Origin of the sequence: Nonomuraea sp. NPDC050404 (genome assembly GCF_040655495.1) — a bacterium.
In the GTDB taxonomy this organism is placed as follows: Bacteria; Actinomycetota; Actinomycetes; order Streptosporangiales; family Streptosporangiaceae; genus Nonomuraea.
The window spans coordinates 240,611-256,259 of the sequence record NZ_JBFAKB010000008.1 but is presented as its reverse complement, the minus strand read 5'-3'; the positions used below and the strand labels follow the sequence as shown (position 1 = coordinate 256,259).

The window sequence follows — 15,649 nt, the reverse complement described above, 5'->3', positions numbered from 1 at the left end:
CGCGACGGGCGGGTGGCGGGTGGCGGGTGGCGTTTGTCGTCCCGGCCACCCCCGGCCCCTATTTACTTGGAGCGCTTGAAGAAGCCCTGGATGCCTTCCTTCTTCTTCAGCAGGCTCAGCATGTGGTTGGCTCGCTCGTTGCCGAGATACGGGGCGGCGGTGAACCAGCCGCCGTCGACGCTGCGCCTGTTCCCCGGCCACGCCAACCTGCGCCGCCGCGTGGCCGGCGCGATCCTGTTCGCCCTGGTCGCCGGGGCCGCCGTCGCCGCCGTCCTGCAGTACGGGTTCGGCTCCCTGCACGGCACCTACTGGCTCACCGCACTCGGGCTGGCCCTGGGCATGGCCGCCCTGTCCATCCCGTTCCTCGGACTGGAGTCCCTGCTCGGCATGGCGGGATTGGGCGTCGGCGCCCCCGCCCTCACCCTGGGCCTGTGGGCGCTGGCCGGGCTGCTGCTCATCCTCATCGCCGACCGCCGCACGACCCGTACCCACAGCCCCGAACCCGCGCTGGCCGCGGCCTGACCCGCCTGCTCCAGGCCGGTTCTCCGAGGTGCTCGCGGGCGTGCAGCGACCCGTCACGCCCGCGAGCCCGAGACCCCGGCGGCTCGCGTACCTCACACCCCGACACGTTCCCGATCAACGATCTGAAGTGTCGGCTACTTGCCTGCTCCGGAGTGGCAGGCGGCGAAGTCCCCGTCTCGTCACCAGGTGAGGCTCAGTGAGGCCAGTCCGTAGATGGCGTTGAAGGGCCGGAACTCGATCTGTTCGAATGAGTCGGCCAGGGCGAGGGTGGGGAAGCGGCGCAGCAGGGCCGGGAAGGCGATGCGCATCTCCGCCCGTGCCAGCGGCGCCCCGAGACAGTGGTGCACGCCGTGGCCGAAGGCGAGGTGTCCTGCGGCTCCGCGGGTGACGTCGAGGTTGTCGGGATCGTCGATGAAGGCGCGGTCGCGGTTGGCGGTGGGCAGTGAGGCCGTGACGAGTGAGCCTGCGGGAATGGCGTGTCCGGCGATCTCCACGTCGGTCGTGGTTATGCGTGGTGGTAGCGAGTGCAGGATGGACAACCAGCGCAGCAGTTCCTCGACGGCCGGTTCGATCTGTGCGGGATCGTCGCGGACCAGGGCGAGCTGGTCGGGGTGTCGCAGCAGGGCCAGGGTGCCCAGGCCGAGCATGTTCGAGGTCGTCTCGTGCCCCGCGATCAGCAGCAGGGCGGCGATGCCGATGAGTTCGTCGGTGGCCAGGTCGTCGCCGTGTTCGCGGACCAGCATGCCCAGCATGTCCTGGCCCGGGTTCGCCTGTGCCTGGGCGACCAGGCCGGCCATGTAGTCGCGGTTCTCCCGTGCCGCCGCGGTCCGCTGCTCCATCGGCAGCGACACGTTGAGCAGCCGGGCGGAGCGCTCCTGGAACTCGGCCCGGTCGGCGTACGGCACGCCCAGCAGTTCGCAGATCACCAGGGAGGGCACCGGCAGGGCGAAGTGCGCGATCAGGTCGGCCGGTTTGCCGGCCTGTTCGAGATCGTCCAGGGCTGCTTCGACGATCTCCTCGATCCGTGGTTCGAGCCGGCGCATCCTGCGCATCGTGAACTCCGGGGTGAGCATCCGGCGCAGCCGTGTGTGCTCCGGCGGGTCGAACCCGATCAGGTTGCCGGCTCGCATGCGGGCCAGTTCGCCCTCATCGGCTTCATCTCCGGCGGGAATGGCGAACGGTGTGGGGCGGACGCTGCTGAACCGGACCGGGTCCGACAACATCTCGCGTACGTCTTCGAAGCGGCAGACCAGATAAGCGGGTACGCCGAACGGGGTCATGGCCTGGATGACGCCTTCGCCGTCTCGTGCCCGGGTCAGCTCCTGGACCGGGCCGAATCCGTCGCGTCGCATCTGGATCGGCAGTGTGGGAACTTCTGTCATCGTCTGCTCCTGATGTTGTTGGAGTCCTGATCTGAGACATTCGTCCGCTGGGGTGTCAGGGCGTGGCGGTGGCGCGCAGGAACGCCTCGGCGAACACCGCGCAGGTCTCCTCCACGCTGGGCGGCTCGAGGCCGGGGATCTGCTCGATGGCCGGACGCAGTACGAAGTGCATCACCGCCGGGGCGATCATCTGCTGGATCAGCAGGGGTATCGGCAGGGTGCGGATGCGCCCGGCGGCCATCTGCCCAGCCAGCCACTGCCCCAGCCCGGCGAGCTTGCGAGGGGTGAAGTGCTGCAGCAGGCGCTGCAGGTCGGGTCCGCCGGGACGGGCCAGCGCTTCGGCGAGCATGGCGGGAAGCACCCGGGGCTCGCGGGTGAACGCCTCGGCCAGCAGGCGGTAGATCCTGTTCACGGTCTCGCGCAGGTCGGCGTCCGGGTCGGCGATCACCTCGTCCACGTTCATGAGCGGCATGTGGCGTTCGAAGATGGCGCGCAGCAGTTCGTCCCGTCCGCCGATGGCGGCGTACAGGCTGGGCACCGAGCACCGGGCGGCGGCGGCGACCGCCTCCAGGGTGAGCGCGGCCAGGCCGTGCTCGCCGATCAGGTGCGCGCCGGCCTCGATCGCGCGTTCGCGCACCGGGCGCTGTCCGCCGGGGTCCACGCCGGCGGCGCTCACGGCCGCGTCCAGCGCCTGACGGGAGCCGCCGAGGCGGCGGAGCAGAGTGCTGCGGGAGATGCCGGCCTCGTGGGCGATCTCCTGGACGGGTACGTCGGCCACATCCTTGCCCAGCCGTTCGGCGGCGCGCAGGGCGGCCTGCACCACGTCGACGGGGATGCGGCTGGTGTCCGTCACGTCATGAGCTCCCTTGTCCCGTACCCGAACGGCTTGACATGCCATTAACAGTAGCATCAAATGATGTTTCACACTTTGGTGAGTTTTCAACGACTGGGGCGGCCGGTGGAGTTGAGCGAGGCGGAGGTCAGGGAGCGGATGAGCGGCAACCTGTGCCGCTGCGGCGCCTACAACGGCATCGTGGACGCGATCATGGACGTGGCGGGTGAGGCGAGATGAGGCCGTTCGCGTACGTCAAGCCGGTCGACGTCGAAGCCGCCCTGCGCGCCGCCGCCGAGCCGGGCGCCAAGTTCCTGGGTGGCGGCACCAACCTGGTGGATCTGATGCGTGAGGGCATCGAGCGGCCGGACACCGTCGTGGACGTCACCGGGCTGCCGTTCGACACGGTCGAGGAGCTGCCGGACGGCGGGTTGCGGATCGGCGCGCTCGTGCGCAACAGCGCACTGGCCGCCGACCGGCGGGTGCGCACTCGCTACCCGATGTTGTCGCAGGCGCTGCTGTCCGGCGCCTCCCCCCAGTTGCGCAACATGGCCACCGTCGGCGGCAACCTGCTGCAGCGCGCCCGCTGCCCGTACTTCTACGACCACGCCTCGGCCTGCAACAAGCGCCGGCCGGGCAGCGGGTGCGACGCGCTGGAAGGGTTCAACCGCGGCTGCGCCATCCTGGGCGTCAGCCAGAGCTGCATCGCCGCCCACCCCTCCGACCTGTGCGTGGCGCTGGCCGCCCTGGACGCGGTCGCCGAGGTACGCGGCGCGGACGGCACCCGCCGCATCCCGCTGACCGACTTCCACCGCCTGCCCGCCGGGACACCTGACATCGAGACCGAGCTGGGCCCAGGCGAGCTGGTCACCGCGGTCGAGCTGCCGCCGCTCGCGATCCCGTCCCGTTACCGCAAGGTCCGCGACCGCGCCTCCTACGCCTTCGCCCTCGTCTCGGTCGCGGCGGCGCTGGAGGTCAGGGACGGGACGGTGACGCAGGTACGGCTGGCGCTGGGCGGCCTCGCCCCGAAGCCCTGGCGGGCCCGCGAGGCCGAACGCATCCTGCTCGGCGGCCCGGCGGGCGAGGCATCCTTCCGCCGCGCGGCCGAGGCCGAGCTGCCGGCCGCGACCACCCGGCCGGGCAACGCGTTCAAGGCCGGGCTCGCCGTGGCCACGACCACCGCCACGCTGCGCGAACTGAACGAGGGAGGGGCCCGATGAGCACCAAGTACGCCGAGGCCGGGCAGGCGACCCGCACCACCTACGTGGGCCAGGCGATCGACCGCGTGGACGGCCCCGCCAAGACCACCGGCCAGGCCCGTTTCGCCGCCGAGTACCCCTACCCCGACCTGGCCCACGCCGCGCTCGTGCACGCCACGATCGCGCGTGGCCGCATCACCGCCATCGACACCGAGCAGGCGCTGGCCGTACGCGGGGTGATCGACGTCCTCACCCACGTCAACGCCCCGGCCATGAAACCCGCTCCCAAGATGAGCTTCCTCGATCTCAGCTCGATCGCCTCGGGCACCTCGGTCAACTACCTGGCCACCGACGAGGTGCACTGGAACGGCCAGCCGATCGCCGTCGTGGTCGCCGAGACCCCCGAGACCGCCCGGTACGCGGCCTCGCTCGTACGGCCCGCCTACCGGGTACTGCCCGCCACCGTGGACTTCGCGGCCGAGGAGCCGAACGCCGCCCCCGAGAAGGGCAACCCGCTGATGGCGAGCAGGGCCGACAAGGGAGACGCGCACGCCGCGCTGGCCGCCGCGCCCGTCTCGGTGGACCTGACCTTCAGCACGCCCCAGCACAACCACAACGCCATCGAACCGCACGCCACCACCGCCGTGTGGGACGGCGACCGGCTGACCCTGCACGAGGGCGCGCAGAACATCCCCTGGCTGCGCAAACACGTGGCGCAACGATTCGGGGTGCCCGAGACGTCGGTCCGGGTGCTCTCGCCGTTCGTGGGCGGCGGTTTCGGCGGCAAGTCACGGGCCTGGGCGGGTACGCTGCTCGCCGCGCTGGCCGCCCGGGCGACCGGCCGGGCCGTACGGCTGGCGCTCACCCGCGCCGGCGTCTACCACACCGTCGGCGGGCGAACGGCCAGCACGCAGCGGGTCGCGCTCGGCGCCGACGCCACCGGGCGGCTGAGCGCGCTCATCCACACCAGCGTCTCCCGTACCGCCCGGATCGGCGGCATGCCCGAACCGATCACCGCGGCCTCCCACCACCTGTACGCCGCCCCGAACATCCACCTGGCCCAGCACAACGTCCAGCTCGACCTGCTGCCCAACACCTTCATGCGCGCCCCCGGCGAGTCCATCGGCACCTTCGCCCTGGAGTCGGCCGTGGACGAGCTGGCCTGGGAACTCGGCATGGACCCGATCGAGCTGCGCCTGCGCAACGAGCCCGACCGCAACCCGGTGGGCGGCCAGCGCTTCACCCACCGCATGCTCAAGGAGGCGTACGCGCTGGGCGCCGAACGGTTCGGCTGGCGCGAGCGCGACCCCCGGCCCGGCGCCATGCGCGACGGCCGCTGGCTGGTCGGTATGGGCGTGGCCACCGCCTTCCACCCGTCGATGCGCATGCCCGCGCACGTCACCGTCCGGCTGGGCGCCGACGGCACGCTGGTGGTGCGCAGCGGCATGCACGAGATGGGCATGGGCACCGCGACCGTACAGGCGCAGATCGCCGCCGACGAGATGGGCGTGCCGCTTGCGTCCGTACGCGTGGAGTACGGCGACTCCGACCTGCCGCCCGGTCCCGGCGCGATCGGCTCGGTCCAGACCGCCAGCGCCGCGGCGGGCGTGATCGACGCCTGCGCCAAGCTGAAGAAGTCCGTCCTGGCCCTGGCACGCCGCGCCCCCGGCTCGCCCCTGCACGGCCGCAAGCTGGAGGAGCTCGAGGCCCGCGACGGTGGCCTCCACCACCGCGGCGGCGGCCAGGGCTACACCGACATCCTGAACGCGGCCGGCCGCGACCACCTGGAGGCCGAGTCCAAGTCGAACATGCTCGGCTTCGTCGCCCGGACCGTGCTCGACCGCCGGCGGCGGGTGAAGGCGGCCACCGGGGCGCAGTTCTGCGAGGTGCGCGTCGATCCCGACACCATGGAGGTCCGGGTGTCGCGCTGGCTCGGCGTCTTCGACGTCGGCACGGTCATCAACGCGCGTACCGCGGCCAGCCAGTTGCGCGGCGGCATCGTCATGGGCATCGGCATGGCACTGTCGGAGCAGACCCTGATCGACGGCCGCGACGGCCGGATCATGAACCCCAGCCTGTCCGAGTACCACATACCCGTGCACGCCGACATCCCCCGCATCGACGTGCTCTACCTCAACGAGCCCGACCCCACCACACCCCTGGGCCTGCTCGGCATCGGGGAGGTGGGCATCACCGGAGCCGCCGCAGCGGTGGCCAACGCGGTGCGCCACGCCACCGGCAAGCGCGTGCTCGACCTGCCGATCACACTCGACAAACTGCTATGAGTCAGCCGGGGATGCCCGGAGCCGACAGGAACCCGCTGCCGGCTCCATACTCCGACGTGGGGTCGGCGACGGTATGCACTCGGCCAAGAGTGAACGAGATGGCGTGTTGCCCAGGTGAACCTCACATGTGACGACATAGCGTCGCGGCATGCTGGTGAAGGAGGCCGCGCCGCCGTCCGGCGGGCTTCGCGCGCTCATCGCCGGCGCCGCCGCGGTCGTCGTGTTGTGGGGAGTCGAAGGGCTCAGCGCGATCATCGGGCCCGCCTTCCTGGCCCTCGTCCTGACCATCGCCGTGAGCCCGCTGCGTAACAGGCTGACGGGGTGGGCGGCGGCCCTCGTCCCGCTCCTCGTCATCCTGCTGGTGCTGGGCGCCCTCGGCGGCGCGCTGGCGATCGCCGTGGCCAGGTTCGCCGCCCTCATGCCGCAGTACGCCGACCAGTACCAGCGCCTCCTGTCGTCCATCGCTGCCACCCTGCACGGCCTCGGCATCGAACAGGTCCAGGTCAAGCAGGCGCTGAGCGGCATCGATGCGGGCCGGCTCGTGCACGCGGCGCAAAGCCTGCTGTCCGGACTGGCCGGGATGGCCTCGGCGGTCGTGCTGCTCGTCCTGGTGCTGTACGGCATGAGCCTGGACGCCGTCACCTTCCGCCGGACCCTGGCCAGGCTCACGACCGGCCGTCCCCACCTGGTGACCGCATTGCGCGGATTCGCCCGTGACACCTGCCGCTACCTGGTCGTCTGCACCATCTTCGGCCTCATTGTGGCGGTGCTCGACACGCTGGCCCTGACGCTGCTGGCAGTGCCGCTGCCGCTGCTGTGGGGGCTGCTGTCGTTCATCACCAACTACATCCCCAACGTCGGCTTCGTCCTCGGGCTGGCGCCCCCGGCCGTGCTGGCCCTGCTGGACTCCGGCGTGGCCACGATGGCCGGGGTGATCGTGGCCTACTGCGTGCTGAACTTCCTCATCCAGTCGATCATCCAGCCCAAGTTCGCCGGGGAGTCGGCCGGCCTGTCCACCGCCGTCACAATCCTGTCGCTGCTGGTGTGGACCTGGGCCCTGGGCGCGCTCGGCGCGATCCTGGCGGTGCCGCTCAGCTCCTTCGCCCGCGCCGTGCTGATCGACGCCGACCCGGCGACCGCCTGGGCCGCCCCGCTCGTCACCGGCAGGGCGGAAGACCCATGAGCCCGCCGTGCCCCCACCTGAACGCGATGACCCGGCTCACCTGGAAAGTGGTTGGCGCCGGCGAGCTAGTCGCTTGAGCCGCGTCCGGTGAGCAGGGCGCGCAGCCGGTCGCGGAGGCTCCGGCGGTGGGGACGCGCCGTTCGCACCGCCGGCCGGTGTTCCGGGTGGGCGGTGCGGTAGGCGGTGACCGCGTCGGCGACCCGGTGGAAGAACCGGACGCGATCGTCCAGGCCGGTCTCACGCATGAGGGTTCGCACCGGGGTACGGGTGCGCGCGAACACCAGGTCCACGCCGGCGCGGTCGCAGTCGTCGACGATGCGGTGCAGGGCCTCCACACCGGTGGTGTCCATGTCGTAGACGGCTTCGGCGTCAAGAACGATCTCACGCACCGGCGGCCTCGCGTCGGCGATCAGGCGGCGCAGGTCGGTGCGGAGAACGTCGGCGTTGGCGAAGAACAGCGGCGCGTCGAAGCGGTAGACGACCAGGCCGGGCAGCGTCTCGGCGTCGCGATAGTTGACGACGTCGCGGTAGGCGTGCTGCTCGCCGGTGCGGCCGAGCACCGCCGTGTACGGCATCACCGCCCGTCGCAGGACCTCCAGCAGGGAGACCAGCACGCCGACGGCGATGCCTTCCAGCACCCCGAAGATCAGCACGCCGAGCGCGGTGACGGCGGCGAGCACGAAGTCGGTACGGCGAATTCGCCAGAGCCGGTGAAAGGCCGGTACGTCGATCAGCCGGGCGGCGGTGAGGATGATGACGGCGCCCAAGGCGGCTTGGGGCAGGTCACGGATCAGCGGCATCAGGACCAGCAGGGTGATCAGCACGGCCGCCGCCGCGCCGAGTCCCGGCAAGCGGGTACGCGCATCCGACCCGGCCAGCAGGGCGCTGCGCGAGTCGCTGCCGTTGGCGGGGAAGCCGCCCAGCAACGCGGCTCCGGCATTGGCCGCGGCCAGGCCGAGGAACTCCTGCTGCGGGTCGGCGTCCTCGCCTTCCTTGGCCGCCATGGAGCGGGCGGTCAGCACGCTGCCGGCGTACACCAGCAGGGCGATGCTCAGCGCGGGGCCGATCAGGTGCACCATACCGGTCAACGTGCCGGTCCAGGGCGGCTTCGGCACCGGCAGGCCACCCTGGGCAGGGCCGAGAACGTCGAGGCGATCGTCGAGCCCGGCCAGCGCGACGACCGCGGTCGCCACGACCAGGGCGATCAGCGGGCCGGGCAGGCGAGCGGCGTAGCGCCCGATCAGCAGCACCGCCGCGGCGCTCAGCACCGCGCACCCCAGTGCCCACACGTTCAGGTCCGTCAGGTGGCTCAGCACGGCGCCGGCCTTGGCCAGGGGTGTGCCGTCAGCTCGGACGCCGGTCACCTTGCCCAGCTGACTGGCGATGATCACTACGCCGGAGCCCGCCAGGTAGCCGGTCAGCACCGGAGTGGACAGCAGCCGCATCAGCACCGCGGCGCGCACCGCGTACCCGATCAACAGGAAGACGGCCACCAGCAGGGCGAGTTGCGCCGCCACGGCGGTGTGCTCGGGGGCCGGGACGGTGGCGAGCACGCCGGCCACCACGATCGCGACCGACGACTCGGGGCCGACGTTCAGCGAGCGGGTCCCGCCGAACAGCGCGTACCCGATCATCGCGCCGAGCGCCGTGTACAGGCCCGACGCCGCGGGCAGCCCGGCCAGTTGCGCGTACGCGAACGCCTGCGGCACCAGCACCGCCCACAGCGACAGCGCCGCGAGCAGGTCCGGGCGCAGCCAGGCGCGCCGGTAGCCGCGCAGTTCCCTCCATCCGGGTACGACGGACCGGCTCACCCGCGCCCTCCCCCGATGGACTCCTCTGGTTCCCAGCCTGCGCGGCCTGCTCGCCTGAGGTCAGGGCGTCACGATCGCGAACGCGGGATCCGGATCCTCCAGTACGGCCGTCAGGCGGCGCAGGACGTCCATGTCGCCGTCGTGCTCGATCCCGTCGGCTGATCCGCCGGTGAGCAGGCCGATCAGTTGCCGCTGGGTGAGCGTGAGCGTCAGGTCCACCGGCCGTGGCCGCGGGTCGGGCTGGTGGATGAGCGCGCCGTTGGACAGGGTGGTGCGGTGGCGCTGGTTCAGGTCCGTCAGCCGCCAGTCGATGGCCAGGCTCTCGTTCCACGCCTTGGGGCCGTCCACGCGGATGGACATGGAGTCGAAGAGCTGCTCGATGGTCAGGGCCGCGATCATCTCCGGCGAGGTGGTGTCGATGTCGGCGGGTACCACGCCGCCGGTCAGTTCCAGCGCGCCGACCAGGTAGAAGTTGCGCCAGGTGCCGTTCTCGGCGCCCTGGCCGAGCCGGGTGTAGACCTCGGCGAGCATCGAGCGCGCCTGGCCGTCGTGCTCGTCGGCGAAGACGGCGTGGTTGAGCAGCGAGGCGGCGAAACGCAGGTCTCCGTCGTCGAGGTAGCGGCGGGCGAAGGCCAGCACGCCCTCGCGCCCGCCCATGCACTCGACGTAGCGGCGCGCCTGCTCGACCGGCGGGTGTTCCCACAGGTGGGCCGGGTTGCCGTCGAACCAGCCCAGATAGCGCTGGTAGATGGCCTTGACGTTGTGGCTGACCGAGCCGTAGTAGCCGTGGGTGTGCCACGCCTGCTCCAGCGCGGGCGGCATCCGCATGGCCTCGGCGATCTCGGTGCCGGTCATGCCTTTGTTCATCATCCGCAGCGTCTGGTCGTGCAGGTAGGCGTACAGGTCGCGCTGCCGCGCCAGGAAGGTGACGATGTTCTCGTTGCCCCAGGTGGGCCAGTGGTGTGAGGCGAAGACGACCTCGGCCCGGTCGGCGAACAGCTCGATCGCCTCGGTCAGGTGGCGTGACCAGACGCGCGGGTCGCGGACCACGGCGCCGCGCAGGGTGAGGATGTTGTGCTGGTTGTGCGTGGCGTTCTCGGCCATGCACAACGCCCGGCGGCCGGGGATGAGGAAGTTCATCTCCGCCGGCGCCTCGGTGCCCGGGGTGAGCTGGAAGACGATCCGTACGCCGTCCAGCGTCTCCTCCTGCCCGGTGTGCGTGATGTCCTTGCTCGGCGGGATGAGGGAGATCGTGCCGGTCGAGGTGGTCATGCCCAGCCCGGCCCCGATCTGGCCCTCCGGCGAGCGGGGCAGGGCCGGCCCGTACATGTAGGTGGCGCGGCGGTTCATCGCGGTGCCGGCGTAGACGTTCTCCGACACCGCGTGCTCCAGGAACCCGGACGGGGCCAGGATCGGCACGCTGCCGTCGGTGACGCCGCGTACGCCGCCGAAGTGGTCGGCGTGTGAATGGGTGTAGATGACCGCGGTGACCGGACGGTCTCCTCGCTGGTCGCGGTAGAGCTTCAGCCCGGCCGCCGCGCATTCGACGGACAGCAGCGGATCGATCACGATGACGCCCTCATCGCCCTCGATCAGGGTCATGTTCGACAGGTCCAGGCCGCGTACCTGGTAGATGCCGTCGGTCACCTCGTACAGACCCTGCTTGACGCACAGCTGCCCCTGCCGCCACAGGCTGGGGTGCGCGGTGTCCGGGCACTCCCGCGCCAGGAAGCCGTAGGAGTCGCTGTCCCACACGACGCTGCCATTGGCCCTGACCACCGCGGGGCTCAGCGCGGCCACGAACCCGCGGTCGGCGGCGTCGAAGTCCGCCCGGTCGCCAAAGGGAAGATCTGCCATGATGGCGGCCTTCCCACCGCCGACCCCACTCCTCTGCCACCAGCCGGTACCCGCACCCGCCCATGACCATCTCTTTTCACGGCCGCACACCGAGATCCACACGAACGGGTCCCGCGTGTACGACTTCCACTTCCTGGCCCCCGCTACCGTCCCACCAACCAGTCACCGGACGCCTACGTGTCCAACCTCTTCGCCCAGCCACCCCGCCCGCACGCTCCCACCGGACCCGGAACGGCTCTGACCCACCTGCCCGGCCTGCGCCTGGGCGGGTACCCATGAGCGCAACACGTTGATCAATCACCGGTGTTGCGGCGCATAACTGCCGGTCTCCCCCGGCGGCGGCCTTTCCCGTCCCTTGGATCCGCGCCGTGAGGAAGCGCCCTTGATCTGGAGGGGGTCTACTTCGCGGTGTTCATGACGAGCTTGTCGAATTCGCGGTCCGGCAGTGTCCTGTTGAGCTCAAGGAGTTGCTCGGCCGTCCAGCCGACCGCGTACCGGGTCTCGGGCTTGCCGGCCTCGATGGCCTGCCGGATGGTGGTGGCGACGACGCCGGGGTCGCTGGCCCGGCTGTTCTCGCCGAGTTGCGCCTCCGCGTGTCTGGCCAGGGCCTCGGCCATGGGCCCGTACGCGGTCGCGCCGGAGATCTCACGGAGCTCCTGTGCCGTACGGTCCTCGAACTCGGTCTTGATGATGCCGGGCTGGATGATCACCACGTCGATGCCGAACGGCTCCACCTCCATGCGCAGGGAGTCGGAGTAGGCCTCCAGCGCGTGCTTGGTGGCGTAGTACCAGCAGCCGAGCGGGAGCGCGATCTCGCCGCCGATGGAGGAGACGTTGACGATCGTGCCGGACCCCTGCTCGCGCATGTGGGGCAGGACGAGCTGGGCCAGCCGGGCCGGTGCGAAGACGTTGACCTCGAACTGGTCGCGTGCCAGGTCGAGGGGGATGTCCTCGGCCGCGCCGTGCAGGGCGGTGCCGGCGTTGTTGATCAGCACGTCGATGCGTCCCTGCTGCTCGACGACGGTGGCGACCGCGCGTTCCAGGTCCTCCGGCCGGCGCGCGTCCAGGGCCAGAGCGTGTCCACCGGCGTCGCGCAGGTCGTCCATCTTCTGTACGCGTCGCGCGGCGCCGTACACGATGTGGCCGGCGCGGAGGAGTTCGAGGGCGGTGGCCTTGCCGATGCCGGCGGAGGCGCCCGTGAGGAGGATGACCTTTTCCATGGGGAAACGCTAAGTTCGTGTTCCGCGATGGGACAACTCGCAGAACTTATCTGCGCAGGTGAACAGCCGTATATTGGTGCAGCAACCTTGTGGCTGAGTGCAACGGCGGGGAGGATGGCGTGCCAGGAGACCGGTTGACCGCCGAGGATCGTCGACGCATCGCCGAAGGGCTGGCGGCCGGACTGGCGTACGCGGAGATCGCCCGCCGGCTGGGACGGTCCCGGTCCACCGTCACCCGCGAGATCGCCAGGAACGGCGGCCCGCACGACTACCGGGCGGCCCGCGCCCAGCACGCGACGAACTGGCGCGCCCGCCGCCGCAAGCGCGCCCCCCACGCCGACGTCCCGCACACCACCGACAACCGCGACGTCCGTACGGCCCGGGAGTTCGAAGAGCAGTTCACGGCCATGATGATCGAGGCCGGGATGGCGCCCATGACCGCCAGGGTGTTCGCCGCGCTGTTCCTCAGCGAGGGCGGCAGCCTGACCGCCACGGAACTCGTCCGGCACCTGCACGTCAGCCCGGCGACGATCTCCAATGCCGCCAGGTGGCTGGAGCAGCGAGGGATGATCGCCAGCGAGCGGGAGGCGCGCCGGGTGCGGTATCTGGTCGACGTCGATGTCTGGTATCGCGCCTGGTCGGCCAGCGCCGCCTCGATAGCCGCCTGGGCCGACACCGCCCGGCACGGGGTCGGCATCTTCGGGGCCGACACACCCACCGGCGACCGCCTCCGCACCACCGGCCAGTTCTTCGCACTCCTCGGCCGCGACATGGGACAGGCGGCCGAGCACTGGCGCCAGGCTCTGTCCATACGACGCCACCCATGAACCCCGGCACGTTGGCGCCGGGTCAGGCCGTCGGTTCGCTTCGGATCGGTGGTCGGGGCTGGAACGGCACCCTCGCCGGTGACGGCGCGGTGGACGGGCGCGACGGCGTGAGGCCCGCCGTCAAGGGCTATTCTGAGGTTCATGTCGGGCAGTCCTGATGGTGGTCAGCCGGGAGAGGGGAACGTGCGGCGGACCCGCAGAGGGACCGGCCGGACCACGTTGACCGACGTGGCGCGGGTCGCGGGGGTCGCGCCCATCACGGCCTCCCGGGCGCTGAACTCGCCCGATCGGGTCTCGGCGGAGACGCTGGCCCGCGTGCGCCAGGCGGTGGACAACACCGGATACGTGCCCAACCTGCTGGCCGGCGGCCTCGCGTCGAGCCGCAGCCGGCTGGGGGCGCTGGTGGTGCCGAGCATCGCCTCACCGATCTACCTGGATTTCGTGCAGGCGCTGACCACGTCCCTGAACGAGGCCGACTACCAGTTGCTGCTCGGCGAGAGCGGCTACCACAATGCGCGCGAATCCGACCTGCTCGACGCGATCATCGCCAGGCGGCCGGACGGGATCGTCCTCACCGGCACCATGCACTCGGCGCAGGGCCGCAAGCGGCTGCGCTCGTCCGGCATTCCCGTGGTGGAGACCTGGGGCATGACGTCGAGACCGCTCGACATGCTCGCCGGGGTGGCGCAGCAGGAGGTCGGGGCGGCCGCCGCCGCGCACCTGAACACCATCGGCCGCCGGCGCACGGCCGTCATCGCCGCCGACGACCACATGGCGAGCCGCCGCGCCCGGGGTTTCACGACGGAGGTGGCTCGTACGCGCGGAGCGGAACCGGAGGCCGCGACCGTTCCCATCGTGCGGATAACGGCGCCGAGCACCCTCGGCCAGGGGAGACGGGCGTTGTCGCGGCTGCTGGAGCAGCACGAGGTCGACTCCGTCTTCTGCACGTCCGACACGATCGCTCTCGGCGTACTGATCGAGGCCCAGGCGCGCGGCCTGTCCGTGCCGGACGACCTCGCGGTGATCGGCTACGGCGACATGAACTTCGCCGCCGACACCCCTCCCCCGCTGACCACCGTGCGGGTGGACGGCGCCGAGATCGGCAGGCAGGCCGCGAGGTTCCTGCTCGACAAGTCCCAGGGACGGCGAGTGTCGCGCCGCGTGGTGGACATCGGTTTCTCCCTCGTGGTCCGCGAGAGCGCCTGACTCTCTGATTTCCGGGCTCATCGTACGAGCCCGTGACGTGCAACCTCTTGTGATCCGGCGATGGTAGCGCTACCGTTCCAGGCCAATGGTAGCGCTACCCATCGGAGGCGGCATGAGCAGGATCACACGAGTGGAAGTCCACGACTTCGAGTACGAAGTCGAGAACCTGAGCGGGGCTGGCAAGTACACGCACAACCACGTGGCGTACGAGAAGGGCGCCCGCCTGACGCTCGCCAAGTACGCCGTGGTGATCGAGACCGACGACGGGGCACGCGGGGAGTACGTGGCCATGTGGGGCGCGACCCGCCCGGCCCTCGCGCAGACGTTGATGCTCGCCCCAGACCTGCTCGGCCGGGACCCGGACATGCGCGAAGCCATCTACGACGATTTCAAGCGGCGGCTGCACCACTTCGACCACATGGGTCACGGCCCGGTCGACATCGCGCTGTGGGATCTCACCGGCAAGCGGCTCGGGGCGTCGGTGTCCCAGTTGCTCGGCGGCTACCGCACGCGGCTGCCGGCGTACGCCAGCACGTTCCACGGGGACCGGAAGGGCGGCTTGGACAGCCCGCGGGCGTACGCCGACTTCGCCCGTCACTGCTACGACCTGGGCTACCGCGCCTTCAAGCTGCACGGCTGGTTCGACGGGGACCCGGTGGCGGAGGCGGCCGCGATCCGGGAGGTCGGGCACACCGTCGGTGACCGGATGACGCTCATGTACGACGGCGCGTGCGATCTCAAGACGTTCGCCGACGCGCTCCACGTCGGCAGGGCCTGCGACGACGCCGGCTACTTCTGGTACGAGGACCCCTACCGCGACACCGGCCTGTCCGCCCACGCGCACAAGAAGTTGCGCGAGATGCTGCGCACGCCGCTGCTCATCGGCGAGCACATCCGGGGGCTCGAACCGAAGGCCGACTTCCTGCTGGCGGGCGGCACGGACTTCGTCCGCGTCGATCCCGAGTACGACATGGGCATCACCGGCGCGATCAAGACCGCGCGGCTGGCCGAGGCGCTCGGGCTCGACGTCGAGATCCACGCCGTCGGCCCCGCCCATCGCCACGTCATGGGCGCGATCAGGAACAGCAACTTCTACGAGGTGGCACTCGTCGGACCGGACTGCCCGAACATCGTGCCGCCCGTGTACGCCTGCGGCTACACCGACCAGATCGACTGCATCGACGCCGCGGGAACGGTCGGCGTGCCGACGGGACCGGGGCTCGGCGTCACCTACGACTGGGACTTCATCGCGGCGCACACGACGCGCAAGCACGTCTTCGAGGACGTGCGCTGACGTACCGCCCGCGTACGGGCTGCCCCGGCGG

At 71.0% G+C, this 15,649-nt stretch carries 13 protein-coding genes and 2 pseudogenes; 10 read left to right on the top strand and 5 right to left on the bottom strand.

All coding sequences use genetic code 11. The features are described from left to right. The first annotated feature begins 90 nt into the window (after nucleotides 1–90). A complete protein-coding gene (locus AB0I81_RS24290) occupies nucleotides 91–522 on the top strand; it encodes a hypothetical protein (RefSeq protein ID WP_360660275.1) in 432 nt (143 codons plus the stop codon). Between the two features lie 179 nt (nucleotides 523–701). Here AB0I81_RS24290 and AB0I81_RS24285 read toward each other — a convergent pair whose 3' ends face one another. Further along, on the bottom strand, nucleotides 702–1,904 hold the full coding sequence (locus AB0I81_RS24285; RefSeq protein WP_360660272.1) for a cytochrome P450: 1,203 nt from the start codon (nucleotides 1,902–1,904) through the stop codon (nucleotides 702–704). A 55-nt stretch (nucleotides 1,905–1,959) separates the two neighbouring features. Next, on the bottom strand, nucleotides 1,960–2,757 hold the full coding sequence (locus AB0I81_RS24280; RefSeq protein WP_360660269.1) for a TetR/AcrR family transcriptional regulator: 798 nt from the start codon (nucleotides 2,755–2,757) through the stop codon (nucleotides 1,960–1,962). 108 nt (nucleotides 2,758–2,865) lie between these two features. Between AB0I81_RS24280 and AB0I81_RS24275 the strand changes: the two are divergent. From AB0I81_RS24275 to AB0I81_RS24260, 4 genes and pseudogenes are all read left to right on the top strand, one after another. Further along, nucleotides 2,866–2,976 (top strand): annotated as a pseudogene (locus tag AB0I81_RS24275) (2Fe-2S iron-sulfur cluster-binding protein); the annotation flags it as partial. After that, on the top strand, nucleotides 2,973–3,956 hold the full coding sequence (locus tag AB0I81_RS24270) for a xanthine dehydrogenase family protein subunit M (protein ID WP_360660266.1): 984 nt from the start codon (nucleotides 2,973–2,975) through the stop codon (nucleotides 3,954–3,956). The pseudogene AB0I81_RS24275 and the gene AB0I81_RS24270, both read left to right, overlap by 4 nt. Then, entirely contained in the window at nucleotides 3,953–6,220 is a 2,268-nt protein-coding gene (locus AB0I81_RS24265; RefSeq protein ID WP_360660263.1) for a xanthine dehydrogenase family protein molybdopterin-binding subunit, read from the top strand. The genes AB0I81_RS24270 and AB0I81_RS24265 overlap by 4 nt, the downstream gene beginning before the upstream one ends. 148 nt (nucleotides 6,221–6,368) lie before the next feature. After that, nucleotides 6,369–7,403, top strand: coding sequence for an AI-2E family transporter (locus AB0I81_RS24260; protein ID WP_360660260.1), 1,035 nt, complete (start codon nucleotides 6,369–6,371; stop codon nucleotides 7,401–7,403). A gap of 65 nt (nucleotides 7,404–7,468) precedes the next feature. Here AB0I81_RS24260 and AB0I81_RS24255 read toward each other — a convergent pair whose 3' ends face one another. The 3 genes from AB0I81_RS24255 to AB0I81_RS24245 all read right to left on the bottom strand — a co-directional run bounded on the left by AB0I81_RS24255 (nucleotide 7,469) and on the right by AB0I81_RS24245 (nucleotide 12,291). Beyond that, complete coding sequence (locus AB0I81_RS24255; protein WP_360660257.1) at nucleotides 7,469–9,214, bottom strand: SulP family inorganic anion transporter; 1,746 nt, start codon at nucleotides 9,212–9,214, stop codon at nucleotides 7,469–7,471. A gap of 60 nt (nucleotides 9,215–9,274) precedes the next feature. Continuing rightward, on the bottom strand, nucleotides 9,275–11,071 hold the full coding sequence (locus AB0I81_RS24250; protein ID WP_360660254.1) for an alkyl sulfatase dimerization domain-containing protein: 1,797 nt from the start codon (nucleotides 11,069–11,071) through the stop codon (nucleotides 9,275–9,277). A gap of 398 nt (nucleotides 11,072–11,469) precedes the next feature. Continuing rightward, nucleotides 11,470–12,291, bottom strand: coding sequence for an oxidoreductase (locus AB0I81_RS24245; protein WP_360660251.1), 822 nt, complete (start codon nucleotides 12,289–12,291; stop codon nucleotides 11,470–11,472). Between the two features lie 134 nt (nucleotides 12,292–12,425). Here AB0I81_RS24245 and AB0I81_RS24240 point away from each other — a divergent pair. From AB0I81_RS24240 to AB0I81_RS24220, 5 genes and pseudogenes are all read left to right on the top strand, one after another. Further along, a pseudogene (locus tag AB0I81_RS24240) lies at nucleotides 12,426–12,581 on the top strand (helix-turn-helix domain-containing protein); the annotation flags it as partial. A gap of 117 nt (nucleotides 12,582–12,698) precedes the next feature. Next, nucleotides 12,699–13,118, top strand: a complete 420-nt coding sequence (locus AB0I81_RS24235; RefSeq protein WP_360660717.1) for a helix-turn-helix domain-containing protein — start codon at nucleotides 12,699–12,701, stop codon at nucleotides 13,116–13,118. Next, entirely contained in the window at nucleotides 13,115–13,276 is a 162-nt protein-coding gene (locus AB0I81_RS24230; RefSeq protein ID WP_360660248.1) for a hypothetical protein, read from the top strand. Before AB0I81_RS24235 ends, AB0I81_RS24230 begins: the two co-directional genes overlap by 4 nt. Next, nucleotides 13,260–14,324 carry a LacI family DNA-binding transcriptional regulator gene (locus AB0I81_RS24225; RefSeq protein ID WP_360660245.1) on the top strand — a complete coding sequence of 355 codons (1,065 nt, stop codon included), beginning with the start codon at nucleotides 13,260–13,262 and terminating at the stop codon, nucleotides 14,322–14,324. Before AB0I81_RS24230 ends, AB0I81_RS24225 begins: the two co-directional genes overlap by 17 nt. Nucleotides 14,325–14,436: 112 nt before the next feature. Further along, nucleotides 14,437–15,618 carry an enolase C-terminal domain-like protein gene (locus AB0I81_RS24220; protein WP_360660242.1) on the top strand — a complete coding sequence of 394 codons (1,182 nt, stop codon included), beginning with the start codon at nucleotides 14,437–14,439 and terminating at the stop codon, nucleotides 15,616–15,618. Nucleotides 15,619–15,649: the final 31 nt, after the last annotated feature.

Bases quoted from the DNA above. Each gene is read 5' to 3' on its own strand.
- AB0I81_RS24235 (WP_360660717.1), top strand. From the start codon at position 12,699: ATGATGATCGAGGCCGGGATGGCGCCCATGACCGCCAGGGTGTTCGCC.
- AB0I81_RS24290 (WP_360660275.1), top strand. From the start codon at position 91: ATGCCTTCCTTCTTCTTCAGCAGGCTCAGCATGTGGTTGGCTCGCTCG.
- AB0I81_RS24260 (WP_360660260.1), top strand. From the start codon at position 6,369: ATGCTGGTGAAGGAGGCCGCGCCGCCGTCCGGCGGGCTTCGCGCGCTC.
- AB0I81_RS24270 (WP_360660266.1), top strand. From the start codon at position 2,973: ATGAGGCCGTTCGCGTACGTCAAGCCGGTCGACGTCGAAGCCGCCCTG.
- AB0I81_RS24285 (WP_360660272.1), bottom strand. From the start codon at position 1,904: ATGACAGAAGTTCCCACACTGCCGATCCAGATGCGACGCGACGGATTC.
- AB0I81_RS24225 (WP_360660245.1), top strand. From the start codon at position 13,260: ATGTCGGGCAGTCCTGATGGTGGTCAGCCGGGAGAGGGGAACGTGCGG.
- AB0I81_RS24265 (WP_360660263.1), top strand. From the start codon at position 3,953: ATGAGCACCAAGTACGCCGAGGCCGGGCAGGCGACCCGCACCACCTAC.
- AB0I81_RS24220 (WP_360660242.1), top strand. From the start codon at position 14,437: ATGAGCAGGATCACACGAGTGGAAGTCCACGACTTCGAGTACGAAGTC.
- AB0I81_RS24250 (WP_360660254.1), bottom strand. From the start codon at position 11,071: ATGGCAGATCTTCCCTTTGGCGACCGGGCGGACTTCGACGCCGCCGAC.
- AB0I81_RS24230 (WP_360660248.1), top strand. From the start codon at position 13,115: ATGAACCCCGGCACGTTGGCGCCGGGTCAGGCCGTCGGTTCGCTTCGG.
- AB0I81_RS24245 (WP_360660251.1), bottom strand. From the start codon at position 12,291: ATGGAAAAGGTCATCCTCCTCACGGGCGCCTCCGCCGGCATCGGCAAG.